This is a genomic window from Ectopseudomonas khazarica (assembly GCF_004521985.1).
In the GTDB taxonomy this organism is placed as follows: Bacteria; Pseudomonadota; Gammaproteobacteria; order Pseudomonadales; family Pseudomonadaceae; genus Aquipseudomonas; species Aquipseudomonas khazarica.
On the sequence record NZ_SBHZ01000029.1, the window covers coordinates 1 to 22569 of the forward strand.

At 64.9% G+C, this 22569-nt stretch carries 23 protein-coding genes and 2 tRNA genes; 15 read left to right on the forward strand and 10 right to left on the reverse strand.

The window, feature by feature from the left end:
- Window positions 1–613: histidine kinase sensor domain-containing protein (locus EPK82_RS24090; protein WP_208651179.1), on the reverse strand; the 613-nt coding region annotated here is incomplete at its 3' end.
- On the reverse strand, window positions 610–1320 hold the full coding sequence (locus EPK82_RS24095) for a response regulator transcription factor (RefSeq protein WP_081876489.1): 711 nt from the start codon (window positions 1318–1320) through the stop codon (window positions 610–612). The genes EPK82_RS24095 and EPK82_RS24090, both read right to left, overlap by 4 nt.
- A 115-nt stretch (window positions 1321–1435) precedes the next feature.
- Between EPK82_RS24095 and EPK82_RS24100 the strand changes: the two genes are divergently transcribed.
- Genes EPK82_RS24100 through EPK82_RS24115 form a run of 4 tightly spaced genes read left to right on the forward strand, consistent with a single transcriptional unit; the run spans window position 1436 to window position 6051 of the window.
- Window positions 1436–4186, forward strand: a complete 2751-nt coding sequence (locus EPK82_RS24100) for a response regulator (RefSeq protein WP_134678290.1) — start codon at window positions 1436–1438, stop codon at window positions 4184–4186.
- 9 nt (window positions 4187–4195) lie between these two features.
- Window positions 4196–5191 carry a 2-hydroxyacid dehydrogenase gene (locus EPK82_RS24105; RefSeq protein WP_047590006.1) on the forward strand — a complete coding sequence of 332 codons (996 nt, stop codon included), beginning with the start codon at window positions 4196–4198 and terminating at the stop codon, window positions 5189–5191.
- Window positions 5192–5218: 27 nt separating this feature from the next.
- A complete protein-coding gene (locus tag EPK82_RS24110; protein WP_047590002.1) occupies window positions 5219–5650 on the forward strand; it encodes a hypothetical protein in 432 nt (143 codons plus the stop codon).
- 2 nt (window positions 5651–5652) lie between these two features.
- Complete coding sequence (locus tag EPK82_RS24115) at window positions 5653–6051, forward strand: META domain-containing protein (RefSeq protein ID WP_047590001.1); 399 nt, start codon at window positions 5653–5655, stop codon at window positions 6049–6051.
- A 58-nt stretch (window positions 6052–6109) separates the two neighbouring features.
- Here EPK82_RS24115 and dinB read toward each other — a convergent pair whose 3' ends face one another.
- Complete coding sequence (dinB, locus tag EPK82_RS24120) at window positions 6110–7168, reverse strand: DNA polymerase IV (RefSeq protein ID WP_037053613.1); 1059 nt, start codon at window positions 7166–7168, stop codon at window positions 6110–6112.
- A gap of 624 nt (window positions 7169–7792) precedes the next feature.
- Between dinB and EPK82_RS24125 the strand changes: the two genes are divergently transcribed.
- The 10 genes from EPK82_RS24125 (at window position 7793) to EPK82_RS24170 (ending at window position 13673) form a co-directional block, all read left to right on the forward strand.
- On the forward strand, window positions 7793–8062 hold the full coding sequence (locus EPK82_RS24125) for a hypothetical protein (RefSeq protein WP_080757071.1): 270 nt from the start codon (window positions 7793–7795) through the stop codon (window positions 8060–8062).
- Entirely contained in the window at window positions 8059–8319 is a 261-nt protein-coding gene (locus tag EPK82_RS24130; protein ID WP_134678291.1) for a LasR-specific antiactivator QslA, read from the forward strand. The genes EPK82_RS24125 and EPK82_RS24130 overlap by 4 nt, the downstream gene beginning before the upstream one ends.
- A 365-nt stretch (window positions 8320–8684) precedes the next feature.
- A tRNA-Met gene (locus EPK82_RS24135) sits at window positions 8685–8761 on the forward strand.
- A 115-nt stretch (window positions 8762–8876) separates the two neighbouring features.
- Window positions 8877–8953: transfer RNA gene (locus tag EPK82_RS24140), tRNA-Met, on the forward strand.
- 136 nt (window positions 8954–9089) lie between these two features.
- The gene (locus tag EPK82_RS24145; protein WP_134678292.1) at window positions 9090–9638 is read left to right on the forward strand and encodes a cytochrome b; all 549 of its coding nucleotides are present in this window, start codon (window positions 9090–9092) and stop codon (window positions 9636–9638) included.
- A gap of 95 nt (window positions 9639–9733) precedes the next feature.
- Complete coding sequence (gene rimO, locus EPK82_RS24150) at window positions 9734–11056, forward strand: 30S ribosomal protein S12 methylthiotransferase RimO (RefSeq protein ID WP_134678293.1); 1323 nt, start codon at window positions 9734–9736, stop codon at window positions 11054–11056.
- Between the two features lie 73 nt (window positions 11057–11129).
- Window positions 11130–11843, forward strand: coding sequence for an rRNA pseudouridine synthase (locus tag EPK82_RS24155; RefSeq protein WP_037056883.1), 714 nt, complete (start codon window positions 11130–11132; stop codon window positions 11841–11843).
- Between the two features lie 43 nt (window positions 11844–11886).
- A complete protein-coding gene (locus EPK82_RS24160; RefSeq protein ID WP_047587819.1) occupies window positions 11887–12093 on the forward strand; it encodes a hypothetical protein in 207 nt (68 codons plus the stop codon).
- A 10-nt stretch (window positions 12094–12103) separates the two neighbouring features.
- The gene (gene tsaA / locus EPK82_RS24165) at window positions 12104–12802 is read left to right on the forward strand and encodes a tRNA (N6-threonylcarbamoyladenosine(37)-N6)-methyltransferase TrmO (RefSeq protein ID WP_134678294.1); all 699 of its coding nucleotides are present in this window, start codon (window positions 12104–12106) and stop codon (window positions 12800–12802) included.
- Window positions 12803–12899: 97 nt separating this feature from the next.
- Complete coding sequence (locus EPK82_RS24170; protein ID WP_037056891.1) at window positions 12900–13673, forward strand: SDR family oxidoreductase; 774 nt, start codon at window positions 12900–12902, stop codon at window positions 13671–13673.
- A 54-nt stretch (window positions 13674–13727) separates the two neighbouring features.
- On the opposite strand, the gene EPK82_RS24175 is transcribed toward EPK82_RS24170, so the two are convergent.
- Window positions 13728–14030 (reverse strand): putative quinol monooxygenase, encoded by a 303-nt coding sequence (locus EPK82_RS24175; protein ID WP_134678295.1) that lies wholly within the window; start codon window positions 14028–14030, stop codon window positions 13728–13730.
- A 61-nt stretch (window positions 14031–14091) separates the two neighbouring features.
- Here EPK82_RS24175 and EPK82_RS24180 point away from each other — a divergent pair, with 61 nt between their 5' ends.
- Window positions 14092–14505 carry a VOC family protein gene (locus EPK82_RS24180; protein ID WP_037056894.1) on the forward strand — a complete coding sequence of 138 codons (414 nt, stop codon included), beginning with the start codon at window positions 14092–14094 and terminating at the stop codon, window positions 14503–14505.
- Window positions 14506–14528: 23 nt separating this feature from the next.
- Here EPK82_RS24180 and EPK82_RS24185 read toward each other — a convergent pair whose 3' ends face one another.
- From EPK82_RS24185 to hppD, 6 genes are all read right to left on the reverse strand, one after another.
- Window positions 14529–16478, reverse strand: a complete 1950-nt coding sequence (locus EPK82_RS24185; protein WP_134678296.1) for a HAMP domain-containing methyl-accepting chemotaxis protein — start codon at window positions 16476–16478, stop codon at window positions 14529–14531.
- Window positions 16479–16797: 319 nt separating this feature from the next.
- Window positions 16798–18258: a sodium-dependent transporter gene (locus tag EPK82_RS24190; protein ID WP_134678297.1), complete on the reverse strand. Its 1461-nt coding sequence runs from the start codon at window positions 18256–18258 to the stop codon at window positions 16798–16800.
- Window positions 18259–18349: 91 nt separating this feature from the next.
- A complete protein-coding gene (gene maiA / locus EPK82_RS24195) occupies window positions 18350–19000 on the reverse strand; it encodes a maleylacetoacetate isomerase (protein ID WP_134678298.1) in 651 nt (216 codons plus the stop codon).
- A 99-nt stretch (window positions 19001–19099) separates the two neighbouring features.
- A complete protein-coding gene (locus EPK82_RS24200) occupies window positions 19100–20086 on the reverse strand; it encodes a fumarylacetoacetate hydrolase family protein (protein WP_134678299.1) in 987 nt (328 codons plus the stop codon).
- A 78-nt stretch (window positions 20087–20164) separates the two neighbouring features.
- The gene (locus EPK82_RS24205) at window positions 20165–21304 is read right to left on the reverse strand and encodes a homogentisate 1,2-dioxygenase (protein WP_037056909.1); all 1140 of its coding nucleotides are present in this window, start codon (window positions 21302–21304) and stop codon (window positions 20165–20167) included.
- Between the two features lie 4 nt (window positions 21305–21308).
- Window positions 21309–22394: a 4-hydroxyphenylpyruvate dioxygenase gene (hppD, locus tag EPK82_RS24210; RefSeq protein ID WP_037056912.1), complete on the reverse strand. Its 1086-nt coding sequence runs from the start codon at window positions 22392–22394 to the stop codon at window positions 21309–21311.
- Window positions 22395–22569: the final 175 nt, after the last annotated feature.

A 22569-nucleotide genomic window follows, 5' to 3' on the forward strand; every position in this document is an offset into this window, starting at 1 on the left:
CCCCGGGACCCACCCGGGCCTCCAGGTCGCCGGCACTCAGTGCCACCGCCTGGCGGCGCAGGATCGCCAGCGGCGCGATCAGCACGCGGTACAACAGCAGGCCGAGCAATACCGCGAGCACGGCCGGTAGCACCCGCTGCAGCAGGACTTCCCAGATGTCGTTGTAGCGACGTGGGTTCAGACGCTGCGGCAGCTCCATGATCAGGCGCGCCTGGTCGTCGCTGAACGGAATGGAAAACGCCGGTGTGCCCCCGGGACGTCCGACGGAGAAATCCAGCGCCCGCACGAAATCCAGGCGCTGCCGCGCCTCCCCGTCCAGCGGCTGCGAGGACAGCGAACGCAGCTCGGCGTCGACCACCACCGCCCAGACCTGCTCGCGTTCGCGCAATGCCCGCAGAAAACCATCGACGCCCTCGGCCCCGTCTTCACGCCAGGCACGCTCGGCGGCGTGCGCGTAATCGCCGAGCACCGCCTTGGTCGAGTCAGACAGGTAGGAAGTGTTCTGCAGCAGGAGGCGACCGATATCGACATGCAGGCTGACCAGCAACAGGCAGAACAGCGCCAGTGCACCGCTCAGTTTCCACAGCAGCGAGTGCCGCCCCGGCAGGCTCATGGGCTGACCTGCACCATCACGTAGCCCTTGCCCCAGGCGGTGTCCACCCGCGCATCGGCATAGCCGATGGCCTGCAGCTTGCGGCGCACGTGGCTGACATGCATGTCCAGGCTGCGATCATGCTGGGCATAGGCGCGACGCAACGCCTGCTGATAGAGGAAGGGTTTGCTCAGGACTTCCTCGCGGTTGCGCCAGAGCAGTTCCAGCACCCGGTACTCGCTGGGCGTCAGCCCGGCCCACTGCCCGGCATGCGAGACATCACTGCGCCCCTCGTCGAAGCTCAGCCCCTCGTCGCTCCTGGGGGCCTGCTGCTCGTGCCGTTCGTAGGCCACGCGGCGCAGGATCGCTTCGATCCGCACGCTCAGCTCACCCAGGCTGAAGGGCTTGGGCAAATAGTCGTCCGCCCCCTGGCTGAAGCCGGCGATGCGGTTCTGCTCGTCGCCCAGCGCCGACATCAGCAACACCGGCACCCGGCGACGCTGGCGCAAACGCTGCAGGGCCTCCAGGCCGTTGGTGCCCGGCAGCATGATGTCCATCAGCACCAGGTCGAAGTCCTCGCGCTCGGCCAGGCTCAGCCCCTCGCTGCCATCGTGGCTGAGGGTCACCTCATAGCCGCGGCGCATCAGGTCGGCCTGCAGGTGGCTGGCCAGCAGAGGGTCATCTTCGACGGCGAGAATGCGGGCAGACACGGGAGAATGAGCCATCATCGGGGACCACGGAATAAAATGAGAATAATTCTACCTCCTAAACGACAACCGCTCACCTGAAGATTCCGTCGCGCCGAATCGCTACACTGCGCGGATGTCATTACGGAGAGACATCGTGTTCAAGGATCTCGGCATCAAAGGGCGTGTACTGCTGCTCACCCTGCTTCCCACCAGCCTGCTGGCTCTGGTCCTGGGCGGCTATTTCACCTGGGTGCAGCTGTCCAACCTGCAGGCGCAACTGCTGCAGCGTGGCGAGATGCTGGTCGAACACCTGGCGCCGTTGGCCGCACCGGCCCTGCAACAACAGAACAAGGCCCTGCTCGAGCGCATCGCCCAGCAGGCGCTGGACCACCCCGACGTGCGCGTGGTCAGCTTCCTCGCACCGGAGCGCACGCCCCTGGCGCATGCCGGCCCCAGCATGCTCAACCCCGCCCCCGACAGCCAGACCGAGATCAGCCTGCTCAGCGGTCAGGACGCCACGCGGTTCCTGCTTCCGGTCTACGACCAGCACCTGGTGCTCAGCGACGTGAGCGAAACGGAAAAGCCTCCGCAGCTGCTCGGCTGGGTGGAACTGGAGCTGTCGCATCAGGGCACGCTGCTCAGCGGCTACCGCAGCCTGTTCGCCAGCCTGCTGCTGATCGTCGGCGGCCTGGCCGTCACCGCCCTGCTCGCCCTGCGCATGAGCCGCACCATCAATGAACCGCTGCGTGCGATCAAGGCCGGTGTCGCCCAGCTCAAGGACGGCAACCTGGAAACCCGCCTGCCGCCACTGGGCAGCCACGAGATGGACGAGCTGGCAGCCGGCATCAACCGCATGGCCGAAGCCCTGCAAAATGCCCAGGAAGAGCTGCAGCACAGCATCGAACAGGCCACCGAAGACGTCCGGCAGAACCTGGAGACCATCGAGATCCAGAACATCGAACTGGACTTCGCCCGCAAGGAGGCGCTGGAAGCCAGCCGTATCAAGTCGGAATTCCTCGCCAACATGAGCCACGAGATCCGCACGCCGCTCAACGGCATCCTGGGTTTCACCAACCTGCTGCAGAAAAGCGAACTCAGTCCGCGCCAGCAGGACTACCTGACGACCATCGAGAAGTCCGCCGACAGCCTGCTCGGCATCATCAACGAGGTCCTCGACTTCTCCAAGATCGAGGCGGGCAAACTGGCGCTGGAGTCGATTCCCTTCAATCTGCGCGATTTGCTCCAGGACACCCTGACCATCCTCGCGCCCGCCGCCCACGAGAAGCAGCTGGAGCTGGTCAGCCTGATCTATCGCGACACCCCGCTGGCCCTGCGCGGCGACCCGCAGCGCCTCAAGCAGGTGCTCACCAACCTGGTCAGCAACGCGATCAAGTTCACCCGCGAAGGCACCATCGTCATGCGCGCGATGGTCGAGGACGAAAGCCCCGACAGCGCGCAACTGCGCATCAGCGTGATGGACACCGGCATCGGCCTGTCGGACGAGGAGCTGCGCGCGCTGTTCCAGGCCTTCAGCCAGGCCGACAACTCGCTGACCCGGCAGACCGGCGGTACCGGCCTCGGCCTGGTGATATCCAAGCGCCTGATCGAACAGATGGGCGGCGAGATCGGCGTCGACAGCACCCCGGGCGAAGGCTCGGAGTTCTGGATCAGCCTGGCACTGCCCAAGGCACGCGACGATGCCGAGGACCTGCCCCGCACCGCGCTGCTCGGTCATCGCGTGGCCATTCTCGAAAGCCATGAACTGGCGCGTCAGGCCCTGGCCCACCAGCTGGAGGACTGCGGCCTGGAAGTGGAGAGCTTCGCCGATGCCGGCGCGCTGTTCGATGCCGTCAGCACCCAGCAGCATCAGACGCGACCGCTGACCCTGGCCGTCCTGGGCATCACTGCCGGGCAGATGCCACCCGACACCCTCGGCCAGCGCATCCAGGAACTCGACCGCCTTGGCTGCAAGGCCCTGGTGCTCTGCCCGACCACCGAGCTGGGGACCTTCCACAGCACGCTGCCGGATGCCTACACCCAGTTGCAGGCCAAGCCGCCCTGCACGCGCAAGCTGCACAAGGCGCTGGTCGAACTGGTCAACCCGCAGCGCCCGCTCAACGAACCGCTGCTGGTCAACGACACGCGCCGGCCGCACATCCTCTGCGTCGACGACAACCCGGCCAACCTGCTGCTGGTGCGCACCCTGCTCGATGACATGGGCGCTCAGGTCACGGCGGTGGACAGCGGCTACGCGGCGATCGATGCGGTCAAGCACGGTAATTTCGACCTGGTGTTCATGGACGTGCAGATGCCCGGCATGGACGGCCGCGAGGCCACGGAAGCCATCCGCTACTGGGAGAACGAACAGGGGCACAGCGCCACCCCGATCATCGCCCTGACCGCCCATGCCCTGGCCAACGAAAAACGCGCCCTGCTGCAGAGCGGCATGGACGACTACCTGACCAAGCCGATCAACGAACGCCAGTTGGCCCAGGTGGTGCTGAAATGGACCGGCCTGAACCTGCGCAACCAGCCGGCCAGCAAGGCCGCCCCGCCGGCGCCGGCGCAATCCCAGAGCAAGGTGCTCGACGCCGAAGAAGGGCTGCGCCTGGCCGCTGGCAAGGCCGACCTGGCCGCAGACATGCTGAGCATGCTGCTGGCCGGCCTGCCGGGTGATCGCCAGGCCATCCGCCAGGCCCGGGAGGCCGGCGAGCGCACGGCGCTGATCGAACGCGTGCACCGCCTGCACGGCGCGACACGCTACTGCGGCGTGCCGCAACTGCGCGCGGCCTGCCAGCGTAGCGAGACGCTGCTGAAACAGGATGACCCGGAAGCGCAGCAGGCCCTGGACGAGCTGGATGCCGCCATTTCCCGCCTGACCGAAGCCGCGGCGCAGAGTGCCTGAGGAACCGCCATGCGTATCTGCCTGTTCAGCAGCAAGCCCTACGACCGGGAATCCTTCCTCGCGGCCGGCGCGCCATCCGACTGGCAGCTGCACTTTCACGAGGCGCGCCTGACCCTGGACAGCTCTGCGCTGGCCGCTGGCAGCGAGGTGGTCTGCGCCTTCATCAACGACGAGCTGTCCGCCCCGGTGCTGGAGCGCCTGGCCGCCCAGGGCACACGCCTGATCGCCCTGCGTTCGGCCGGCTACAACCATGTCGACCTGCAGGCAGCGCAACGCCTGGGGCTGCCGGTGGTGCGGGTACCGGCCTATTCGCCGCACGCGGTGGCCGAACACGCCGTTGCCCTGGTGCTGGCCCTGAACCGGCGCATCCATCGCGCCTTCAACCGTACCCGCGAAGGTGATTTCTCCCTGCATGGGCTGACCGGCTTCGACCTCCACGGCAAGACCGTGGGCGTGGTCGGAGGCGGCAAGATCGGCCAGGCCTTCGCCCGCATCATGCACGGCTTCGGCTGCCAGGTACTGATCTACGACCCCTACCCGCTGGCCGGGCTCGAAGCACTCGGCGCCCGTCAGGCCACGCTCGATGAAGTGATCGCCAGCAGCGACATCCTCAGCCTGCACTGCCCGCTGACCGAGGCCAGCCACCACCTGATCGACAGCGCCCGCCTGGCACAGATGAAACCCGGCGTGATGCTGATCAATACCGGCCGTGGTGCGCTGGTCGACGCACCCGCGCTGATCGCCGCGCTGAAGAGCGGCCAGCTCGGCTACCTGGGGCTGGATGTCTATGAAGAGGAATCTGAGCTGTTCTTCGAGGATCACTCCGACCGCCCGCTGCAGGACGACACCCTGGCCCGGCTGCTGACCTTCCCCAACGTCATCATCACCGCGCATCAGGCCTTTCTGACCCGCGAAGCGCTCGGCGCCATCGCCCGCACCACGCTGGACAACATCGCCGCCTGGGTCGCGGGCACGCCGGGCAATGAGGTCAAGGCCGGCGCGTGATAGCATGCCGGCTGATCCGGAGGACCCATGGCCGAACACGATTTCCGCTACACCCTGCTCAACCCGCAACACACCCTCACCGAATGCCGCGCGCTGGCGCCGGGCCGCTACCAGGTCACCGGCAACGGCGGCTCGATCCAGGCCAACGACGTCCTGCTGGTCACCCTCAAGGGCAGCCGTGACCTGCACATGCGCCTGCAGGTGGAGAAGGTCCGTCACCTGATCAATCCGCCCGGCCAATGGCTGGCCGTGTGCAAAGGCCCGCAGTTCAAGGAGCTGGCCATTCACAACTGGCAGGTCAACTGCGATGGCTGCGGCAAGCAGCTGGATTTCGAATTCGCCGTCGACGCGGCACTTGGCAAGGCCGCCCAGGCCCCGGCTGCCGAGGCGCGCATCGCCGAACTGGGCTGGCGCAACGACGCCGGCCGTCATCTGTGCCGCACCTGCCAGGAAGCCTGACCATGCACCGCGCCCTGCCCCTCGCCCTGCTGACAACGACGCTGGTCGGTTGCGCCAGCGATGCACCGCAACTGGAAACCGAGCACAGCTACCGCGTCGAATGGATCGGTGAACGCCCGCTGATCGACCGCAGCCACCTGACCATCACCTTCGCCGCCGACGGTCGTGCCCACGGCAACGCGGGCTGCAACCACTGGTTCGCCGGTTACACGCTGGCTGGCGAACACCTGCGCTTCGAGGCCCCCGGCAGCACGCGCAAGCTATGCGCCCCGGCCCTGATGGAGCAGGAGCAGCGCTTCCTTGCCGCATTGGGCCAGGTGCAGCGCTGGGACTTCAACGCCATCGGCCAGCTGCAACTGTGGCCGGCCAGCGGCAAGCCGATCCGCCTCTGGGCCGAGTGAGACCACTTTAGACGGCGCTCAGCGACAACGCCGTTGTCGCTGAGCGCCCCGCTTCCTGTCAGGCGAACAGATCCAGCTGTTCCTGGCGCCCACGCATGTCGTGCAGGCGAACGCCGACCCCAAGCAGACGTACGGGCCTTTCGCCCCGGGCGAAGGCGTTGCTCAGCAGCAGCCGGTAACTGTCCAGATCGAGGCTGGCGCCCGCCTGCTCCAGGGTGGTCTGGGTGAAGTCATGGAACTTGACCTTGACGAAGGGCTTGTCCGGCCGATAGCTGGCATCCAGACGCAGCAGGCGACCGCGCATTTCCTCGAGCAGCGCCGGCAACCTCTGCAGGCAACTCTCCAGGTCCGGCAGGTCCTGATCGAAGGTGTGCTCGACGCTCAATGACTGGCGTCGGCTGTCCACCTGCACGGCGCGCTCGTCGATGCCATGCGCCAGGCGCCACAGGCGCTCGCCGAAACTGCCGAACTCACGCACCAGCGCCAGCTTGTTCCAGTCGCGCAGGTCCATGCAGGTACGGATGCCCAGACGCGTCAGCTTGTCCGCCGTGACCTTGCCGACCCCGTGCAGCTTGTTCACCGGCAACTCGGCGACGAAGTCGTCGACCTGATCCGGCGTGATGACGAACAGCCCGTTGGGCTTGCGCCAGTCACTGGCGATCTTGGCCAGGAACTTGTTCGGCGCCACGCCCGCCGATACGGTGATGTGCAGCTCCTGCGCCACGCGCCGACGGATTTCCTGAGCGATACGCGTGGCACTGCCGGAAAAATGCGGCGAGTCGCTGACATCGAGGTAGGCCTCGTCCAGCGACAGCGGCTCGATCAGATCGGTGAACTGGCGGAAGATGGCGTGGATTTCGCGGGAAACCGCGCGATAGGCCTCGAAACGTGGTTTGACGATCAGCAGGTCAGGACACAGCTTCAGCGCATGCCGCGAGGACATCGCCGAGCGCACGCCATACGCCCGCGCCTCGTAGTTGCAGGTGGCGATCACCCCACGCCGATCCGCAGAACCGCCCACCGCCAGCGGGCGGCTGGCCAGGCTCGGGTCGTCGCGCATCTCGATTGCCGCATAGAAGCAGTCGCAGTCGACGTGGATAATTTTTCGCTGGCTCATAGGGCGTCGATTTTACGTGCATGCCCCCATGAAAGACGACAGCTGAATATTGCTCCGCTGAATACCTTAGAGGTGTTCTACCAGACGTTATGCACCGAGACCGTCATAGGTATTGCTCAACCAGTAAGCAGTAGAAAGAAACAACGCGACCTGGCAGTCTTGCCGACCACTCTCGACAACCAATTCAGCTGACCAACTCGCTCAGCCTGATGATGGGGTCTCCGTTGTAAGCAAATGACCACAATCCAAACCAGACCATGCCTGGTTGCCATCCTGAAACCTGCAGGCTAGAGTTCGGCCGTCGTGGTCAATCCCACGACCGGGTGTGACAACCCGAATCGTTCGAGGCGCGGTAGCGCCATAGCCTAAGTAGCCAGCACTCCAAGTGCATGGTTACTTAATTTCTATGGTGGACCGTGTGGGGCAGGCTTTTGCCTGGCCGGTTCCCTCGGACGCCGGTTTGTCACCCCCGCACGGTCCGCCACCCATAGCCGAGTGACAACGGCGGGTGACGGCTCCTTAATCGTCTGAGGAGCATAAGGAAAATGCGCTATCCCCTTTTTACCCAAGAGCTCCGCCTTGGGCTTCAGGTCTTACTGTCCACCTCCGATGTTGAGGTGAACCATGGCTGAGTTCGAATCCGGTGTTGTACCTTTTCCGATGCGGCGAAGCCCGCTGCGTGAATCAGAACGTTCCCCCTTAGCCTCTGAAGCAGCAGCTGAACGACGCGGTGAAATGCTCAGCAATTTATTGGATCAGTTGGCCGAGGCAGACGGTTTGCAGCCAACAGACCTGCGCGTGCGAGTCGCCGCTTACGCTGCTTTGGAGTTGCTAAATGAAATGGTCGTGCTCTATCGCCGAGCTTTATCCGAGGCACGAGGAGGTGCGAGATGAGCAAGAGTGCAATGACCTATCTGCCACCTCACGAAGACCTCCCAGGTGTTGAAATCATTTGGACTACGGAGTGCAGGGAAGCATTCAACCAAGGTGCAAAACTGGCACAGACCTGGCTTGACAACGCCCGAGGCGGCTGGCTCTGGGCGATCATGATTGCCGAGCGCGATCTCCTACCTTGCGCTCTAGAAAGGCGTGCCTTCGAGGTCGGATTTCTAAGTCGTATCCACCAGCGAATTGGTTCACAGCATTCCTGAGTAGCCAGCGAAAAGCTCCTCGCGCTGTAGGTGGTTTCTCTACGACAGCAGATTCAACCTAATGGTCGTCCAGGCTTTGTAATGCCAAATCGCTTCGAAGATGAGAACGATTGACGCAGAGACAGGCTGTAGCAGGCTCTGCTATCAGATTGGTCACTCAACCAGCGGCGCTAGGTGGGGCAAAATAGGAGACGTGTACAGCAGTGACGCACCACTACGCAAACCCGCCTCGCGGCCTTGCCCAGCCTGGCCTGGAACCCTGAAGCCCAACGAGCGTTTGACGCTAAGCATCTGAGTTGAAAACAGTTTTCTAGCAAATAGCGGTTGACAGGAAGATATCTGCCGGTAGAATGCCGCCCCACAGACGCGGGATGGAGCAGTCTGGTAGCTCGTCGGGCTCATAACCCGAAGGTCGTAGGTTCAAATCCTGCTCCCGCAACCAGCTTCACGAAAAGGCCACTCAATGAGTGGCCTTTTTGCTTTGGCGAAAAATTAACTTTTTCGATCAAAAGCAACAAATCGATTGACAACCTCTCAAGCAAGCGTAGAATTGCCGGCGCGGGATGGAGCAGTCTGGTAGCTCGTCGGGCTCATAACCCGAAGGTCGTAGGTTCAAATCCTGCTCCCGCAACCACCTTCAGAAAAAGGCCACTCATCGAGTGGCCTTTTTCGTTTCCGTGTCATTGACCTCCCTCAGCTTCGCTTAAGGCTATCGGCCTATTCTTGGCGTACCTGCCACAGACGCAGGACATTGACCGAGGAAAGCCTGAATGAACTGGAAGAACACCCCACCACGCTATGGAAGCCTGTCCATTGGCCTGCACTGGCTGATGCTGATCCTGATCGCCGCCGTCTACGCCTGCATCGAACTCAAGGGCAACTTTCCCAAGGGCAGCGATACCCGCGAACTGCTCAAGCAATGGCACTTCATGCTCGGTCTCGGCGTTCTCGCTCTGGTCTGGCTGCGCCTGCTGGCTCGGGCCCTGGGCAGCACGCCGGCGATCGTACCGCCGCAGCCATCCTGGCAGGCGCTGGCCGCGAAGCTGATGCACCTGGCGCTGTACGCCCTGATGATCGGCGCACCGCTGGCCGGCTGGCTGATCCTCAGCGCCGCCGGCAAACCCATCCCCTTCTTCGGCCTCGAGCTTCCCGCACTGATCGGCCCGGACAAGGCACTGGCCGGGCAGATCAAGGAGCTGCACGAGCTGGCCGGCACCGCCGGCTACTGGCTGATCGGCCTGCATGCCGTCGCGGGTCTATACCATCACTATGTGATGCGCGACAACACCCTGACCCGCATGCTGCCCGGACGCAATTGAGGTGAAGACGCCTCTGGTCAAGCGCCCTGAGCGCCGCTAGAATTGCGCACTTTTTGATCAGAGGCGCCCGCAGGCGCCCGTAGAGGTTAGCCCGCATGTCCACCGCCAGACCCAAAGTCGGTTTCGTCTCTCTTGGCTGCCCCAAGGCGACCGTCGACTCCGAACGCATCCTGACCCAGCTGCGCATGGAAGGTTACGAGATCGTGCCGACCTACCAGGATGCCGACGTGGTGGTGGTCAACACCTGCGGCTTCATCGACAGCGCCAAGGCCGAATCCCTGGATGCCATCGGCGAGGCGATCGCCGAGAACGGCAAGGTGATCGTCACCGGCTGCATGGGCGTGGCCGAGAACAGCATCCGTGACGTGCATCCCAGCGTGCTGGCCGTGACCGGCCCGCAGCAGTACGAGCAGGTGGTCAGTGCGGTGCACGAGGTGATTCCACCGAAAACCGAGCACAACCCGCTGATCGATCTGGTGCCGCCGCAGGGCATCAAGCTGACACCGCGTCATTATGCGTACCTGAAGATTTCCGAAGGCTGCAACCACAGTTGCAGCTTCTGCATCATCCCGTCGATGCGCGGCAAGCTGGTCAGCCGCCCGGTCGGCGACGTGCTCAGCGAAGCCGAGCGCCTGGTCAAGGCCGGCGTGAAGGAGCTGCTGGTGATCAGCCAGGACACCAGCGCCTACGGCGTGGACCTGAAGTACAAGCTGGACTTCTGGAACGGGCAGCCGGTCAAGACCCGCATGCTCGAACTGTGCGAGGCCCTGTCGGCCATGGGTGTATGGGTGCGCCTGCACTACGTCTACCCCTACCCCAACGTTGACGACGTGATCCCGCTGATGGCGGCCGGCAAGCTGTTGCCCTACCTCGACATTCCTTTCCAGCACGCCAGCCCGAAAGTGCTCAAGTCGATGAAGCGCCCGGCCTTCGAAGACAAGACCCTGGCCCGTATCAAGAAGTGGCGCGAGATCTGCCCCGAGCTGACCATCCGCTCCACCTTCATCGTCGGCTTCCCCGGCGAGACCGAGGAAGACTTCCAGTACCTGCTCGACTGGCTGAGCGAAGCCCAGCTCGACCGCGTCGGCTGCTTCCAGTACTCGCCGGTGGAAGGCGCCCCGGCCAACGACCTGGGCCTGGAGCCGGTGCCGGACGACGTCAAGCAGGAACGCTGGGAGCGCTTCATGGCGCACCAGCAGGCCATCAGCTCGGCACGCCTGCAGGCCAAGATCGGCCTGGAGATGGACGTGCTGGTCGACGAAGTGGACGGCGAAGGCGCCGTCGCCCGTTCCTGGGCCGACGCTCCGGAAATCGACGGCAGCGTGTTCATCGACGCCACCAACGTGAAGCCCGGAGACAAGGTGCGCGTGCGCATCGTCGATGCCGATGAATACGACATGTGGGGCGAGCTGGTCTGAGCCTCCTGCCTGCAAGCCCCGCCTCGGCGGGGCTTGTTCTTTCTACCCCCCATTTGCCTGTCCGAGACCAGCCATGAGCGAACCCACCCGTCTGTCCAAACGCGTCATCGAACTGTTCGGCTGCTCGCGCCGCGAAGCCGACCTGTACATCACCGGCGGCTGGGTCAGCGTCGACGGCCAGGTGATCGAGGCGCCGCAACACAAGGTGGACGAGCAGCAGCGGGTGGAACTGCTGCCCGGTGCCAGCCTCGATCCGGTCGACCCGGTCAGCCTGCTGCTACATGTGCCGGCCGGTAGCAGCGCCGCCGCACTGCAACACCAGCTCGGTGCCGCCCAGCACTGGGCGGACGACCCGCATGCCCAGCGCATCCTGCACGGTCACTTCCTGCGCCAGGAACAGAGCCTGCCTCTGCAGAACGGCGCCAGCGGCCTGGTAGTGCTCAGCCAGGACTGGCGTGCCCAGCGCAAGCTGCGCGAGGACGGCGCCAGGCTGGAACAGGAATACCTGGTCGAGGTCAGCGGCGAGATGCCCGCCAACGGCCTGGAACGCCTGAAGAAAGGCCTGCTGCACAAGGGCGTGCAATACCCGCCGTGCAAGGCCAGCTGGCAGAGCGAGCAACGCCTGCGCTTCGCCCTGAAGAACCCGGCGCCGGATCTGCTGCGCACGCTGTGCACCGCGCTTGGCCTGCAGGTACGGGAGATGAAGCGCATCCGCATCGGCGGCGTGCCGATGGCCAAGCTGCCGCTCGGGCAATGGCGTTACCTGGGCGACAAGGAACGCTTCTGAGGCCGTGTTAGGCTGTGCCCATCACGCTCTGGAGACCACCATCATGCGTACCCTGCTCCTCACCGCCCTGCTCGCCCTGAGCCTGCCCGGCTTCGCTGCGCCAGCGCCGTTCTTCCTCTGGCAGAGCAAGAGCGACGGCCACCTGACCTGCGCCCAGACCAGCCCGGGCGAAGGCTGGATCCGCTTCACCGGGCCGTTCCGCGATGCGGGCTGCCGGGTGGCATACGACGCCCCGGTCAGCAGGCGCTGAGAGTCGGGCCATGCAGCATCTGGTTTCCCCAGTCGGTATCGTCCACTCCTGCTTCAAGGAAAAGTTTGCCATCCCGCGCCAACCGCATCTGGCCCCCGCTGCGCGCGGCGTGCTGGAGCTGCTGCCGCCCTTCGATCAGGGTGATGCCGTGCAGGGGCTGGAACAGGTCAGTCATGTCTGGCTGCTGTTTCTCTTTCACCAGGCACTGGAAGACAAGCCGCGCCTGAAGGTGCGCCCACCGCGCCTGGGCGGCAACCAGTCGGTGGGTGTGTTCAGCACCCGCGCCACCCACCGCCCGAATGGTATCGGTCAGTCGGTGGTGCGCCTGGAGCGGGTCGAACCAGGGCGCCTGCACCTGTCCGGCATCGACCTGCTCGACGGCACACCGGTGCTGGATATCAAGCCCTACGTGCCCTACGCCGACAGCGTGGCCGAGGCGCACAACGGCATGGCCGACGCGCCACCGCCACTGATTCCGGTGGACTGGCAGGACGCCGCCCTGCAGCAGGCACAGCAGCAGGCCCTGCGCCTTGGCCAACCCCTGGTGCAGCTGATCGAACAGTGCCTGGCCCAGGACCCGCGCCCGGCCTACCAGCAACCCCAGCCGGACCGGCGCTACGGCGCGCGTTTCTGGGACCTGGACGTGCACTGGCACTACCCGGAGCCGGGGCGAATTCGGGTACTCGATGTGCAGACGGCCACGACCTGATCAGACACATGAGCAGGCATTTCGGTTGGCAATGATGCCTGCTTTACCTGCTGCAACGCCCTAGGGTGAAGGCCTCAATATCCTGCGAGGCCTTTTCATGCATCCGTACTTTTCTCTTGCCGGGCGTACCGCCCTGGTCACCGGCGGCACCCGCGGCATCGGCCTGATGATCGCCAAGGCCTTCGTCGAAGCCGGCGCCCATGTCTATGTCTGCGCACGTGACGGCGAGGCCTGCGCACAGACCGCCGCCGAGCTGTCGCAGCTCGGCCAGTGCACCGGCATCGCCGCCAACCTGGCCAGCGAAGAAGGCGTGCAGGCGCTGGCGCGGGAGCTGGGCGAACGCATCCAGCGTCTGGATATCCTGGTCAACAATGCCGGCACCACCTGGGGCGCGCCGCTGGAGAGCTACCCGGCCAAGGGCTGGGAGAAGGTCATGCAGCTCAACGTTACCTCGGTGTTCGGCTGCATCCAGCAGATGCTGCCCCTGCTGCGCGAGGCTGGCTCGGCAGCGTGCCCGGCGCGGGTGATCAACATCGGTTCGGTGGCCGGCATCAGCGCCATGGGCGAACAGGCCTATGCCTACGGACCGAGCAAAGCCGCCCTGCATCAGCTGTCACGCATGCTGGCCAAGGAACTGGTGAGCGAGCATATCAACGTCAACGTGATCGCTCCGGGGCGCTTCCCGAGCAAGATGACCCGCTTCATCGCCGAGGATGAAGCCGCCCTGGCCGCCGATACCGCCGTGATTCCGATGCAGCGCTGGGGCCGTGAGGAGGAGATGGCCGCCCTGGCCCTGACCCTGGCCGGCAGCGCAGGTGCCTACATGACCGGTACGGTCATCCCCATCGACGGCGGTTTTCACCTGGGCTGAAGGCTGTGCCGGCGGCCGCGCTGCGCATGACGCCCGCGGCTGGCCGTGCGCCCTTCAGCGCGACGGATTGAGCGCCAGCATATCGGCCTCGATAGCGTCCTGACGCTCGATCAGTGGCTCCACCAGCGGGCGGCTGGCCAGGAAATGCGCAGTGTGCGTATGCGCCTCGAAAGCCGCCTCGTCGACATACACCTCGTACAGCCAGACCAGATCGGGATCGCTGCGGTCACGCATCAGGTCGAAGGTCAGGCAGCCCGGCTCATCACGTACCGAGGCGGTGGCGTTGACCTGCATGGCAGACATGAACGTGTCGAACCGGCCAGGCTTGAGTCTGGTCTTGAGCAATAGCACGTACACTGCACCCTCCAATATGTTTTATATTTGAAGAATTATTGTATACATAATGGAGTACAAAGAAATGCTCGAACGCCCGTCCCGCCTCAATGGCCTGCGCCATCTGGCCCTGCTGGTACCCAACCTGGAAGCCTGCGAGCGTTTCTATGTGGATGTGCTGGGCATGCAAGTGCTGCACCGCGCCAACGAGGACCTGGTCTACCTGACCTGTGGCAACGACAACCTTTCGCTCGGCCGCGCCTACGCCGAGAGCCATGGCGTGCCACTGGTCGATCATTACGGGTTCATCGTCGACAGCGTCGAGGAGCTGGATGCCTGGTACCACTACCTCAAGGCCTGCGGCGTGACGCTGCTGGACAGCCCGTTCGAGCATGGCGACGGCGCGCGCAGCTTTCACCTGCTGGACCCTGCCGGCAACAAGGTCCAGCCGCTCTATCACCCGGCGATATCGGGCCAGCGCTTCAGCCCGGCCGCCTGATCAGGCAGCCGCAAGCGGGTCACTCAGGTACGGAACTGCCCGACCAGTCCCTGCAGTTCCACGCCCAGGCGCGCCAGCTCGGCACTGGAGGAAGCGGTCTGCTCGGTCGCCGTGGCGCTCTGCTCGCCGATGTCGCGCACCCGGGTGACGCTCTCGTTGATCGCCTCGGCCACCGCGCTCTGCTCTTCGGCAGCTGCGGCGATCTGCTGGTTCATCTGCTCGATGGTGCTGACCGCCTGCGTGATGCGCCCCAGGGCATCCCCCGCCTCGCCGGCCAGCTCCACGGTGCGGCGGGTCAGGTCGCGGCTGCTGTCCATCTGCTGCACGGCGTCCTTGGCCATGCGCTGCAGGCTGGCGATCAGGGTCTCGATTTCCTCGGTGCTGTCCTGCGCACGCTTGGCCAGCGCCCGTACCTCATCGGCGACCACCGCGAAGCCGCGCCCCTGCTCGCCGGCACGCGCCGCCTCAATGGCGGCATTGAGCGCCAGCAGGTTGGTCTGCTCGGCGACGTTGCGGATCACCTCCAGCACGCTGCCGATGCGTGCGCTCTCCTTGTTCAGCGCGGCGATGGCCTCAGCGGAGTGCTCCACTTCACCGGCCAGGCTGTCGATCTGCTCGACGGCCTGCTGCACCACGCGATTGCCCTGCTGCGCCTCCAGGTCCGCGTCGCGCGCGGCCAGCGAGGCCTGCTCGGCGTTCTGCGCCACTTCCTGTACGGTGGCAGCCATCTGGTGCATGGCCGTGGCGGTCTGCTCGGTTTCCAGCTTCTGCGTCTGCACACCGGCGCTGGTCTGCGCGGTGATCGCCGACAGCTGATCGGCCGCTGCAGCGATCTGCCCGACGCCACCGCCGATGCGGCCCACCAGATTGCGCAGGCTCAGGGTCATGTCCTGCATCGCCGCGAGCAGTTGCCCAACCTCGTCGCGGCGGTCCTGCGGGATGTCCTGGCTGAGGTCACCGGAGGCGATACGCTGGGCGAAGCTCACGCTCTGGCGCAGCGGGCCGACGATCAGGCGGGTGATCAGCAAAGCGGCACAGATACCCAGCACGATGGCCGCAGCGCCCATGACGCCGAGCATCAGCAAGGCGCGCTGGCTGCCACCGAGCATGCTCTGCTCAGCGCTGACCTGGGCCGACTCGGCCAGGTCGACCACCGAGCGCGCGCGCTCGATCATGGCCTTCTCGGTCGTATGGTTCTGTTCGCGCAGCTGCTGGTAGTAGAGGAAGGAGCGCTGGTACAGGGTCAGTGCCTGCAAGGCGGTGTCGATGGCCGCCTTCTGATCGTCGTTGAGCCAGACGGTGAGGCTGCGGGCGACGGTCTGCAGGTCTTCGCTGACGTACTCCCACTCCTCCAGCGCCTTGGGTGAGCCGTCGATGATGTAGAGGCTTTCCTGGCCGCGCAGATCGAGCATGCGCTTGCTCAGGCCGGAGGCGGTTTCCGCCAGGGTCAGCGGATCGCTGCCGCGCAGCCGGTCACCTTGCAGGCGCAGTTCGCGCACGGCGTCATACATGTCCAGTTCGATCACTTCGAACTGGTCGCGCGCCTCGGCGGCAGCGGTGCGCATGTCCTGGCGGGCCTCGCGCGCCTTGCCCTGCTGTTCGACGTAGTTGTCGAACTGCTTGAGGTATTCGGCGGTGGCCTGCTGCATGGTCTGTACGCGGCTGCTTTCCACGCTCTGCTGCGCCAGTTGCTCGAGCATGCCCTGCACCTTGCGCAGGCTCTCGCGTACACGCTCGGCGCTCTCCGGGCTCTGCTCGATGGCGAAGTTGCGCTCCAGACGACGCGCCTGGAGGACTTCCTGATTGACCTGCGCCAGCTGGCCGACCTGCGCGTGCCCCTGGAGCACGGCCTGGACAGCGAGATAACCACTGCCGGTCATGGCGGCGGTGAGCAGCAGCACGAGGCCGAAACCGATGAGGAGTTTCTTGCCCACGGCAAGGTTGGCAAACAGACGCGCGGCAGGCTTGAACATATGGGGGTCGCTCCAGTTCTTCTTATTGCAGCCGCACCTCGTGGGTGCGACCTGATCGACTGAACAGGCAACTGCTGTGCCATGCCGAGAACAACGTATCGGCAGGTACCTGGCACCGCTTGAGTGCTGGCAATTGGCCAAACGAACAGTCTGAGGATAGCCACTGCCCGCTCGCCAGCAGGCGCATTTCGGCAAATATCCGCTTACTGGCGCCGTATAACTGGCGACTTCCCGCCCCCTGCCGCGCGCCATACGGCAAATGAAAAAGGCGCAGCTCCATCAGAAGCTGCGCCTTGGCTGACACCCTACCCGCCTGTGTTCAGCGGCCGGCAAGCACCGGCATCACGCGTGGACGCAATACCTCACCCACCACGGCCAGAGCGCCGATGGCACCGGCGATCCAGTACCACTGCGCGACCGGGTCGAACAGCAGCCAGCCCAGCGCATGCAGGAACACCACCATGATCAGCACGGGGCTGACGTAGCGCACCATGAACAGCCACAGCGCATAGCCGGCCGGCGGCAGGTCGAGCTCATCGCGCATGATCTCGCCGCGCAGCGCATAGCCCGCGAGAATCACCATGAAGATACCGCCCAGGGGCATCATCCAGCGCGAGGTCAGGTAGTCCAGCCAGTCGAAGAAGTTCTTGCCCAGCGGCGTCCAGCCGGACAGCAGGTTGAACGACAGCATCGCCAGCAGGCTGATCAGCAGCAGCACCGCCCCGGACACCAACGCGGCACGCAGGCGGCTGACGCCGTGCTTCTCGTTCAGGTAGGCCACGGTGGCCTCGATCATGGAGATCGCCGAGGTCAGCGCAGCGATCGACACCATGGCGAAGAACAGCACGCCGAAGGCCGTGCCGAACGGCATCTGCTGGAACGCCAGCGGCAGGCTCATGAAGATCAGCCCCGGGCCCGCACTCGGGCTCATGCCGTTGGCGAAGATGATCGGGAAGATCGCCAGGCCGGCGAGCAGCGCCACGCAGGTGTCGCAGATGGCCACCATGAAGGTGGTGCGGGCGATGGACTGGCCGTCAGGGATGTAGGAGCCGTAGGTGAGGATCGCCCCGGAGGCCAGGCTCAGGGTGAAGAAGGCATGGCCCAGCGCCGCCAGCAGCGCTTCGCCCGTGATCTTCGAGGCATCGAAATGGAACAGGAAACCGAAGCCGGCGCTGAAGCTGCCGCTGGTCAGGGCATAGCCGACCAGCACGATGAGCATCAGGGCCAGGCCCGGCATCATCCAGCGCACCGCATTCTCGATGCCCTTCTGCACGCCCTTGGCCACGATCCACAGGGTCAGCAGCGCCACCAGCACGCTCCAGCCACCCAGCTGCCAGGGGTTGGCGTTGTGCGCCTCGAACACCCCACCGAGCGCTTCCACACTGGTGGCCGCCAGGGAGCCGTCGAGCATCTTCCAGGTGTAGGCGAAGGCCCAGCCAGCGACGACCACGTAGAAACACAGGATCATGAAGCCGGCGAGCATGGACATGCCGCCGACGGCCTTCCACAGCGGGCTGCCGTTGTTCTCGCGCACCACGCGGCCGATGGCGTCGATGGGGCTGCCACGGCCACGCCGGCCGATGGCGATCTCGGTCATCATCACCGGAATGCCGATGGCCAGGATGCACGCCAGGTACATCAGCACGAAGGCACCGCCGCCGTACTCACCGGTGATATAGGGGAATTTCCAGATATTGCCCAGGCCGACGGCCGAGCCGGTTGCTGCGAGGATGAAGCCCCAGCGCGAGAGCCAGAGATTCTTCGGTTTTTCACGAGTCATGCGTCACCTGTTTGTTTTTATCTGTGACGGGATCGGACCCGCCGTGCTTGTGGCACGGCGGAATGCAAGGCTTGGATGAAAGCCGGTGGTGTCACTGAGCGTCGGGCTGCACCTCCGGGGCGGCCAGTCGGAAGGCCTCCAGGGGTTCGCAACGCGCCGCCATGGCGACAATGCGTGGGTACGCGGCAAGGTCACAGTTAAAACGCCGCGCATTATACAGCTGCGGGATCAGACAGGCTTCCAGATAACCCGGATGCGCGCCGAGCGACAGGCGCCCATCGAACGGCGCCAGCCCCTCCTCCACCGCGGCCAGGCCCAGCGCGACCCAGTGCCGGTACCAGGCGTTCTTCGCCGCGTCGTCGGCGCCCAGCTGGTTGCCCAGGTATTGCAGCACGCGCAGGTTGTTCAGCGGATGCACGTCGCAGGCGATGTGCAGGGCCAGCGCCCTGACCTGCGCACGTTCGGCCGGATCGGCGGGCAACAGCGAGGGTACCGGGAAGATCTCTTCCAGGTACTCGAGGATCGCCAGCGACTGGGCGATGCGCACGCCGCCATTCTGTTCGTCGACCAGCAGCGGCAGCAGGCCCTGCGGGTTCAGTGCGCGGTATTCGGCGGCATGCTGCTCGCCACCGTCACGCAGCAGGTGCACCGGCAACTGCTGGCAGGCCAGGCCCTTGAGATTGAGGGCGATACGCACGCGGTAGGCGGCGCTGGAGCGCCAGTAGCCATAGAGTTTCAACATTGCGAATTCCTTTCGAAACGCAACCTGCGTGGGAGCGGCTGCAGCCGCGATTCAACCGAACATCGCGGCGAAAGCCGCTCCTGCAGTCGCGCCGATGGATCAGCGGGCGTCGTAACGCTCCACCACCTGATCGATGGCACCGAAGATGGTCTGGCCGCTGGCGTCGAACATCTCGATGCGCACCCGGTCACCGAAGGCCAGGAAAGGCGTCTTCGCCTCGCCCTGTTCGACGATCTCCAGCATGCGTTTTTCCGCCAGGCAGGAAGAACCGGCGCTGCGGTCGTAGTTCGACACGGTGCCCGAGCCGATGATGCTGCCGGCCCCCAGCGGACGGGTCTTGGCGGCATGGGCGACCAGGGTCGGGAAGTTGAAGGTCATGTCCACGCCGGCGTTCGGCTGGCCGAACAGCGCGCCGTTGATGTGCGACACCAGCGGCCGATGCACCTTGCCATCCCTCCAGCTGTCGCCCAGTTCGTCCGGGGTCACGGCCACCGGCGAGAAGCTCGACGACGGCTTGCTCTGGTAGAAACCGAAGCCCTTGGCCAGTTCGCCGGGGATCAGGTTGCGCAGCGACACGTCGTTGACCAGCATCAGCAGGCGGATGTGGCCCGCCGCTTCGGCCGGCGTGGCACCCATCGGCACGTCGTCGGTGACCACCGCCAGTTCGGCTTCCAGATCGATGCCCCAGGCTGCGTCGGCCAGGCGAATCGGGCTGTGCGGTGGGATGAAGGCATCGGCACCGCCCTGGTACATCAGCGGGTCATGCCAGAAGCTTTCCGGCATCTCGGCGCCGCGGGCCTTGCGTACCAGCTCCACGTGATTGACGTAGGCACTGCCATCGGCCCAGTGGTAGGCACGCGGCAGCGGGCTGTGACAGGCCGCCTGGTCGAAGGCGAAGGCGCCCTCCTCCATACCGTCGTTGAGACGCTGATAGACCGCCTCCAGCCTGGGCCGCAGCGCGTTCCAGTCGTCCAGTGCGGCCTGCAGGGTGGCGGCGACCTGCGGCACGCGCACAGCGCGGCTCAGGTCACGGGAGACCACGACGAGAACACCGTCGCGACCCTGATTCAGTGATGCGAGTTTCATGCTTGCTACCTATTCGTCTGTTGGCGTGCGGGCAGCCCCGCTCCCTCTCGTGGGAGCGGGGCGATCGATGCCCGCCCCTTAACCCTGGGTACCCGGCGCGCGCCAGGAATTGACGTACTCGGGCACGTCCACGGCTGCGGCGGCCTCGCCCACCTCCAGCGCACGACGGGTGTCGATCATCACCGCCACCTCGTCGATGAAGGTCGCCGGATCCACCTGGCTTTTCTTCAGCGCCTTGGGATGCGGGCCATGGGGGAAGCCGCACGGGTGCAGCGTGACCATGCCCTGCTCGATGTTGTCGCGGCTGAAGAAGTTGCCACGGTGGTAGAACAGCACCTCGTCGTAGTCGTCGTTGTTGTGGAAGAACGGCACCTTGAGCGCGCCCGCATCGGACTCCACCGGGCGTGGGGTGAAGGTGCAGATCACGAAACCGTTGGCCACGAAGGTGGTGTGCACCGACGGAGGCAGGTGGTAGCGATGGCTGATCAGCGGGCGTATGTCGCGCCAGTTGAGACGCACCACGGTGTTGTCGCCATGCCAGCCGACCACGTCCAGCGGGTTGTAGGGATAGGTCACGGTACTGATCTGGTCGCGCCGCTTGATGCGGATCTGCCAGGTGTTCTCGTCCTGCTGCGCCTTGAAGGCATCGTCGATGTGCGGATGCTCCAGCACCGCCGGGTCGAAGATCGCCTGCGGACCGAGCAGGCCCTTGTCCGGCAGCTGGTAGGCACCGTCGGTGTTCTCGATCAGCAGGAAGTAGCTCGGCGTGCTCGCCTCGATGCGCCAGGCGGTACCGCGCGGGATCAGCAGGTAATCGCCGTCACGGTACGGCAGATGGCCGAAGTCGCAATACAGGTGCCCGGCCCCTTCATGGACGAACAGCAGCTCGTCGCCATCGGCGTTGCGCACCAGGTGGCGCATGGCGCCGTGGGTACGCCAGACGCGCAACTTGACGTCGGCATTGTGCAGGGTCAGCGGCGCAGCCAGCGGGCAGTCTCGCTCGCTGGGCACCTCGTTGAAGTCGAAGGCGTGCGGGCGCAGCGGCCCTTCCCAGTCGATCCAGCCCGTCGGCGCATGCTTGTGATGCAGGTGCGCGGTAGGGCCGAAGAACCCCTCGCGGCCCATCTCGCGCTCGTAGGTGTCCTGCGGCAGGTCGCAATGCGCCTGCCGCGAACAATCACCCTCACGCAGGGGAAAGCTGATCCATTTGCGGCTCATGGGATCACTCCTCGGCCTTGATCACGCCGCGCCGCAGCTGGTCCTCTTCGATGGATTCGAACAGCGCCTTGAAGTTGCCCTCGCCGAAGCCCTGGTTACCCTTGCGCTGGATGATCTCGAAGAAGATCGGGCCGATCACCGTGTTGGTGAAGATCTGCAGCAGGATGCCGTCATCGCCCGGTGCGCCATCGATCAGCAGGTTCAGCTCGCGCAGCTGGTCCAGTGGCTCGCCATGACCGGCGACGCGGCTGTCGACCTTCTCGTAGTAGGTCTGCGGGGTGGTCATGAAGTCCACGCCATTGGCGCGCAACTGGCGCACGGTGGCGTAGATGTCGTCGGTGCTCAGGGCGATGTGCTGGATACCCTCGCCATGGTATTCGCGGATGAATTCCTCGATCTGCGACTTGTCGTCGGCCGACTCGTTGATCGGGATGCGGATCTTGCCGCAAGGCGCGGTCATGGCGCGGGAGAACAGGCCGGTGAGCTTGCCCTCGATATCGAAGTAGCGAATCTCGCGGAAGTTGGCGATGCGCTCGTAGAAACCGGACCACACGTCCATCTGGCCGCGACGCACGTTGTGGGTCAGGTGGTCGATGCACTGCAGGCCGACAGCATTGTCGTTGGGGCTACGGCCCTCGATGTACTCGAAGTCGACGTCGTAGATGTTCTTGTCGCCATAGCGATCCACGAGGTACAGCAAGGAGCCGCCGATACCCTCGACACAGGGGATGTTCAGTTCGCCGAAGTTGGCGTGACTGCCGACCAGCGTGGCGCCCTGCTGCTCGACGTAGGCAGCCGCCTGAGCCGCATTCTTCACGCGGAACGCCATGGCGCAGGCACTCGGCCCGTGTTTCTCGCCGAAGGCACGGACATGGCCGGTAGGGCTGCCATTGAGGACGATGTTGATGTCGTTCTGCTGGAACAGCCAGACTTCCTTCGAACGATGCTTGGCGGTTTCGGTAAAGCCCATGGCCGTGAACAACTGACGCAGTTGCTCGATGCCTTCGGCGCTCGGCGCGGTGAATTCGACGAACTCGAAACCGTCGGTCCCGATGGGGTTGTGCTGCTCGATCTTGGCCACGGCGTTCATTCTGCCTCCTGATTGTCATTGTTATGGCAAGCGCACGAATGCGTTGCGGACAACCTCATGACAACCGAGCGCAGAGCCGCTCTCAAGATGGCTTGCGGCATCTCGCCGCGGTGGCCGGGTGCAGCAATGGCAATTATTCCTTACAGCCCTGAAAACCTGGCGGGCGGAGCATCCA

What these genes read in the sequence shown, in the direction of transcription:
- EPK82_RS24110 (WP_047590002.1), top strand. Translation starts at nt 5,219, where the DNA reads ATGGCCGAACACGATTTCCGCTACACCCTGCTCAACCCGCAACACACC.
- EPK82_RS24145 (WP_134678292.1), top strand. Translation starts at nt 9,090, where the DNA reads ATGAACTGGAAGAACACCCCACCACGCTATGGAAGCCTGTCCATTGGC.
- rimO (WP_134678293.1), top strand. Translation starts at nt 9,734, where the DNA reads ATGTCCACCGCCAGACCCAAAGTCGGTTTCGTCTCTCTTGGCTGCCCC.
- EPK82_RS24160 (WP_047587819.1), top strand. Translation starts at nt 11,887, where the DNA reads ATGCGTACCCTGCTCCTCACCGCCCTGCTCGCCCTGAGCCTGCCCGGC.
- EPK82_RS24130 (WP_134678291.1), top strand. Translation starts at nt 8,059, where the DNA reads ATGAGCAAGAGTGCAATGACCTATCTGCCACCTCACGAAGACCTCCCA.
- EPK82_RS24190 (WP_134678297.1), bottom strand. Translation starts at nt 18,258, where the DNA reads ATGACTCGTGAAAAACCGAAGAATCTCTGGCTCTCGCGCTGGGGCTTC.
- dinB (WP_037053613.1), bottom strand. Translation starts at nt 7,168, where the DNA reads ATGAGCCAGCGAAAAATTATCCACGTCGACTGCGACTGCTTCTATGCG.
- maiA (WP_134678298.1), bottom strand. Translation starts at nt 19,000, where the DNA reads ATGTTGAAACTCTATGGCTACTGGCGCTCCAGCGCCGCCTACCGCGTG.
- EPK82_RS24125 (WP_080757071.1), top strand. Translation starts at nt 7,793, where the DNA reads ATGGCTGAGTTCGAATCCGGTGTTGTACCTTTTCCGATGCGGCGAAGC.
- EPK82_RS24105 (WP_047590006.1), top strand. Translation starts at nt 4,196, where the DNA reads ATGCGTATCTGCCTGTTCAGCAGCAAGCCCTACGACCGGGAATCCTTC.
- EPK82_RS24170 (WP_037056891.1), top strand. Translation starts at nt 12,900, where the DNA reads ATGCATCCGTACTTTTCTCTTGCCGGGCGTACCGCCCTGGTCACCGGC.
- EPK82_RS24115 (WP_047590001.1), top strand. Translation starts at nt 5,653, where the DNA reads ATGCACCGCGCCCTGCCCCTCGCCCTGCTGACAACGACGCTGGTCGGT.
- EPK82_RS24205 (WP_037056909.1), bottom strand. Translation starts at nt 21,304, where the DNA reads ATGAGCCGCAAATGGATCAGCTTTCCCCTGCGTGAGGGTGATTGTTCG.
- EPK82_RS24155 (WP_037056883.1), top strand. Translation starts at nt 11,130, where the DNA reads ATGAGCGAACCCACCCGTCTGTCCAAACGCGTCATCGAACTGTTCGGC.
- EPK82_RS24095 (WP_081876489.1), bottom strand. Translation starts at nt 1,320, where the DNA reads ATGATGGCTCATTCTCCCGTGTCTGCCCGCATTCTCGCCGTCGAAGAT.
- EPK82_RS24185 (WP_134678296.1), bottom strand. Translation starts at nt 16,478, where the DNA reads ATGTTCAAGCCTGCCGCGCGTCTGTTTGCCAACCTTGCCGTGGGCAAG.
- tsaA (WP_134678294.1), top strand. Translation starts at nt 12,104, where the DNA reads ATGCAGCATCTGGTTTCCCCAGTCGGTATCGTCCACTCCTGCTTCAAG.
- EPK82_RS24180 (WP_037056894.1), top strand. Translation starts at nt 14,092, where the DNA reads ATGCTCGAACGCCCGTCCCGCCTCAATGGCCTGCGCCATCTGGCCCTG.
- hppD (WP_037056912.1), bottom strand. Translation starts at nt 22,394, where the DNA reads ATGAACGCCGTGGCCAAGATCGAGCAGCACAACCCCATCGGGACCGAC.
- EPK82_RS24200 (WP_134678299.1), bottom strand. Translation starts at nt 20,086, where the DNA reads ATGAAACTCGCATCACTGAATCAGGGTCGCGACGGTGTTCTCGTCGTG.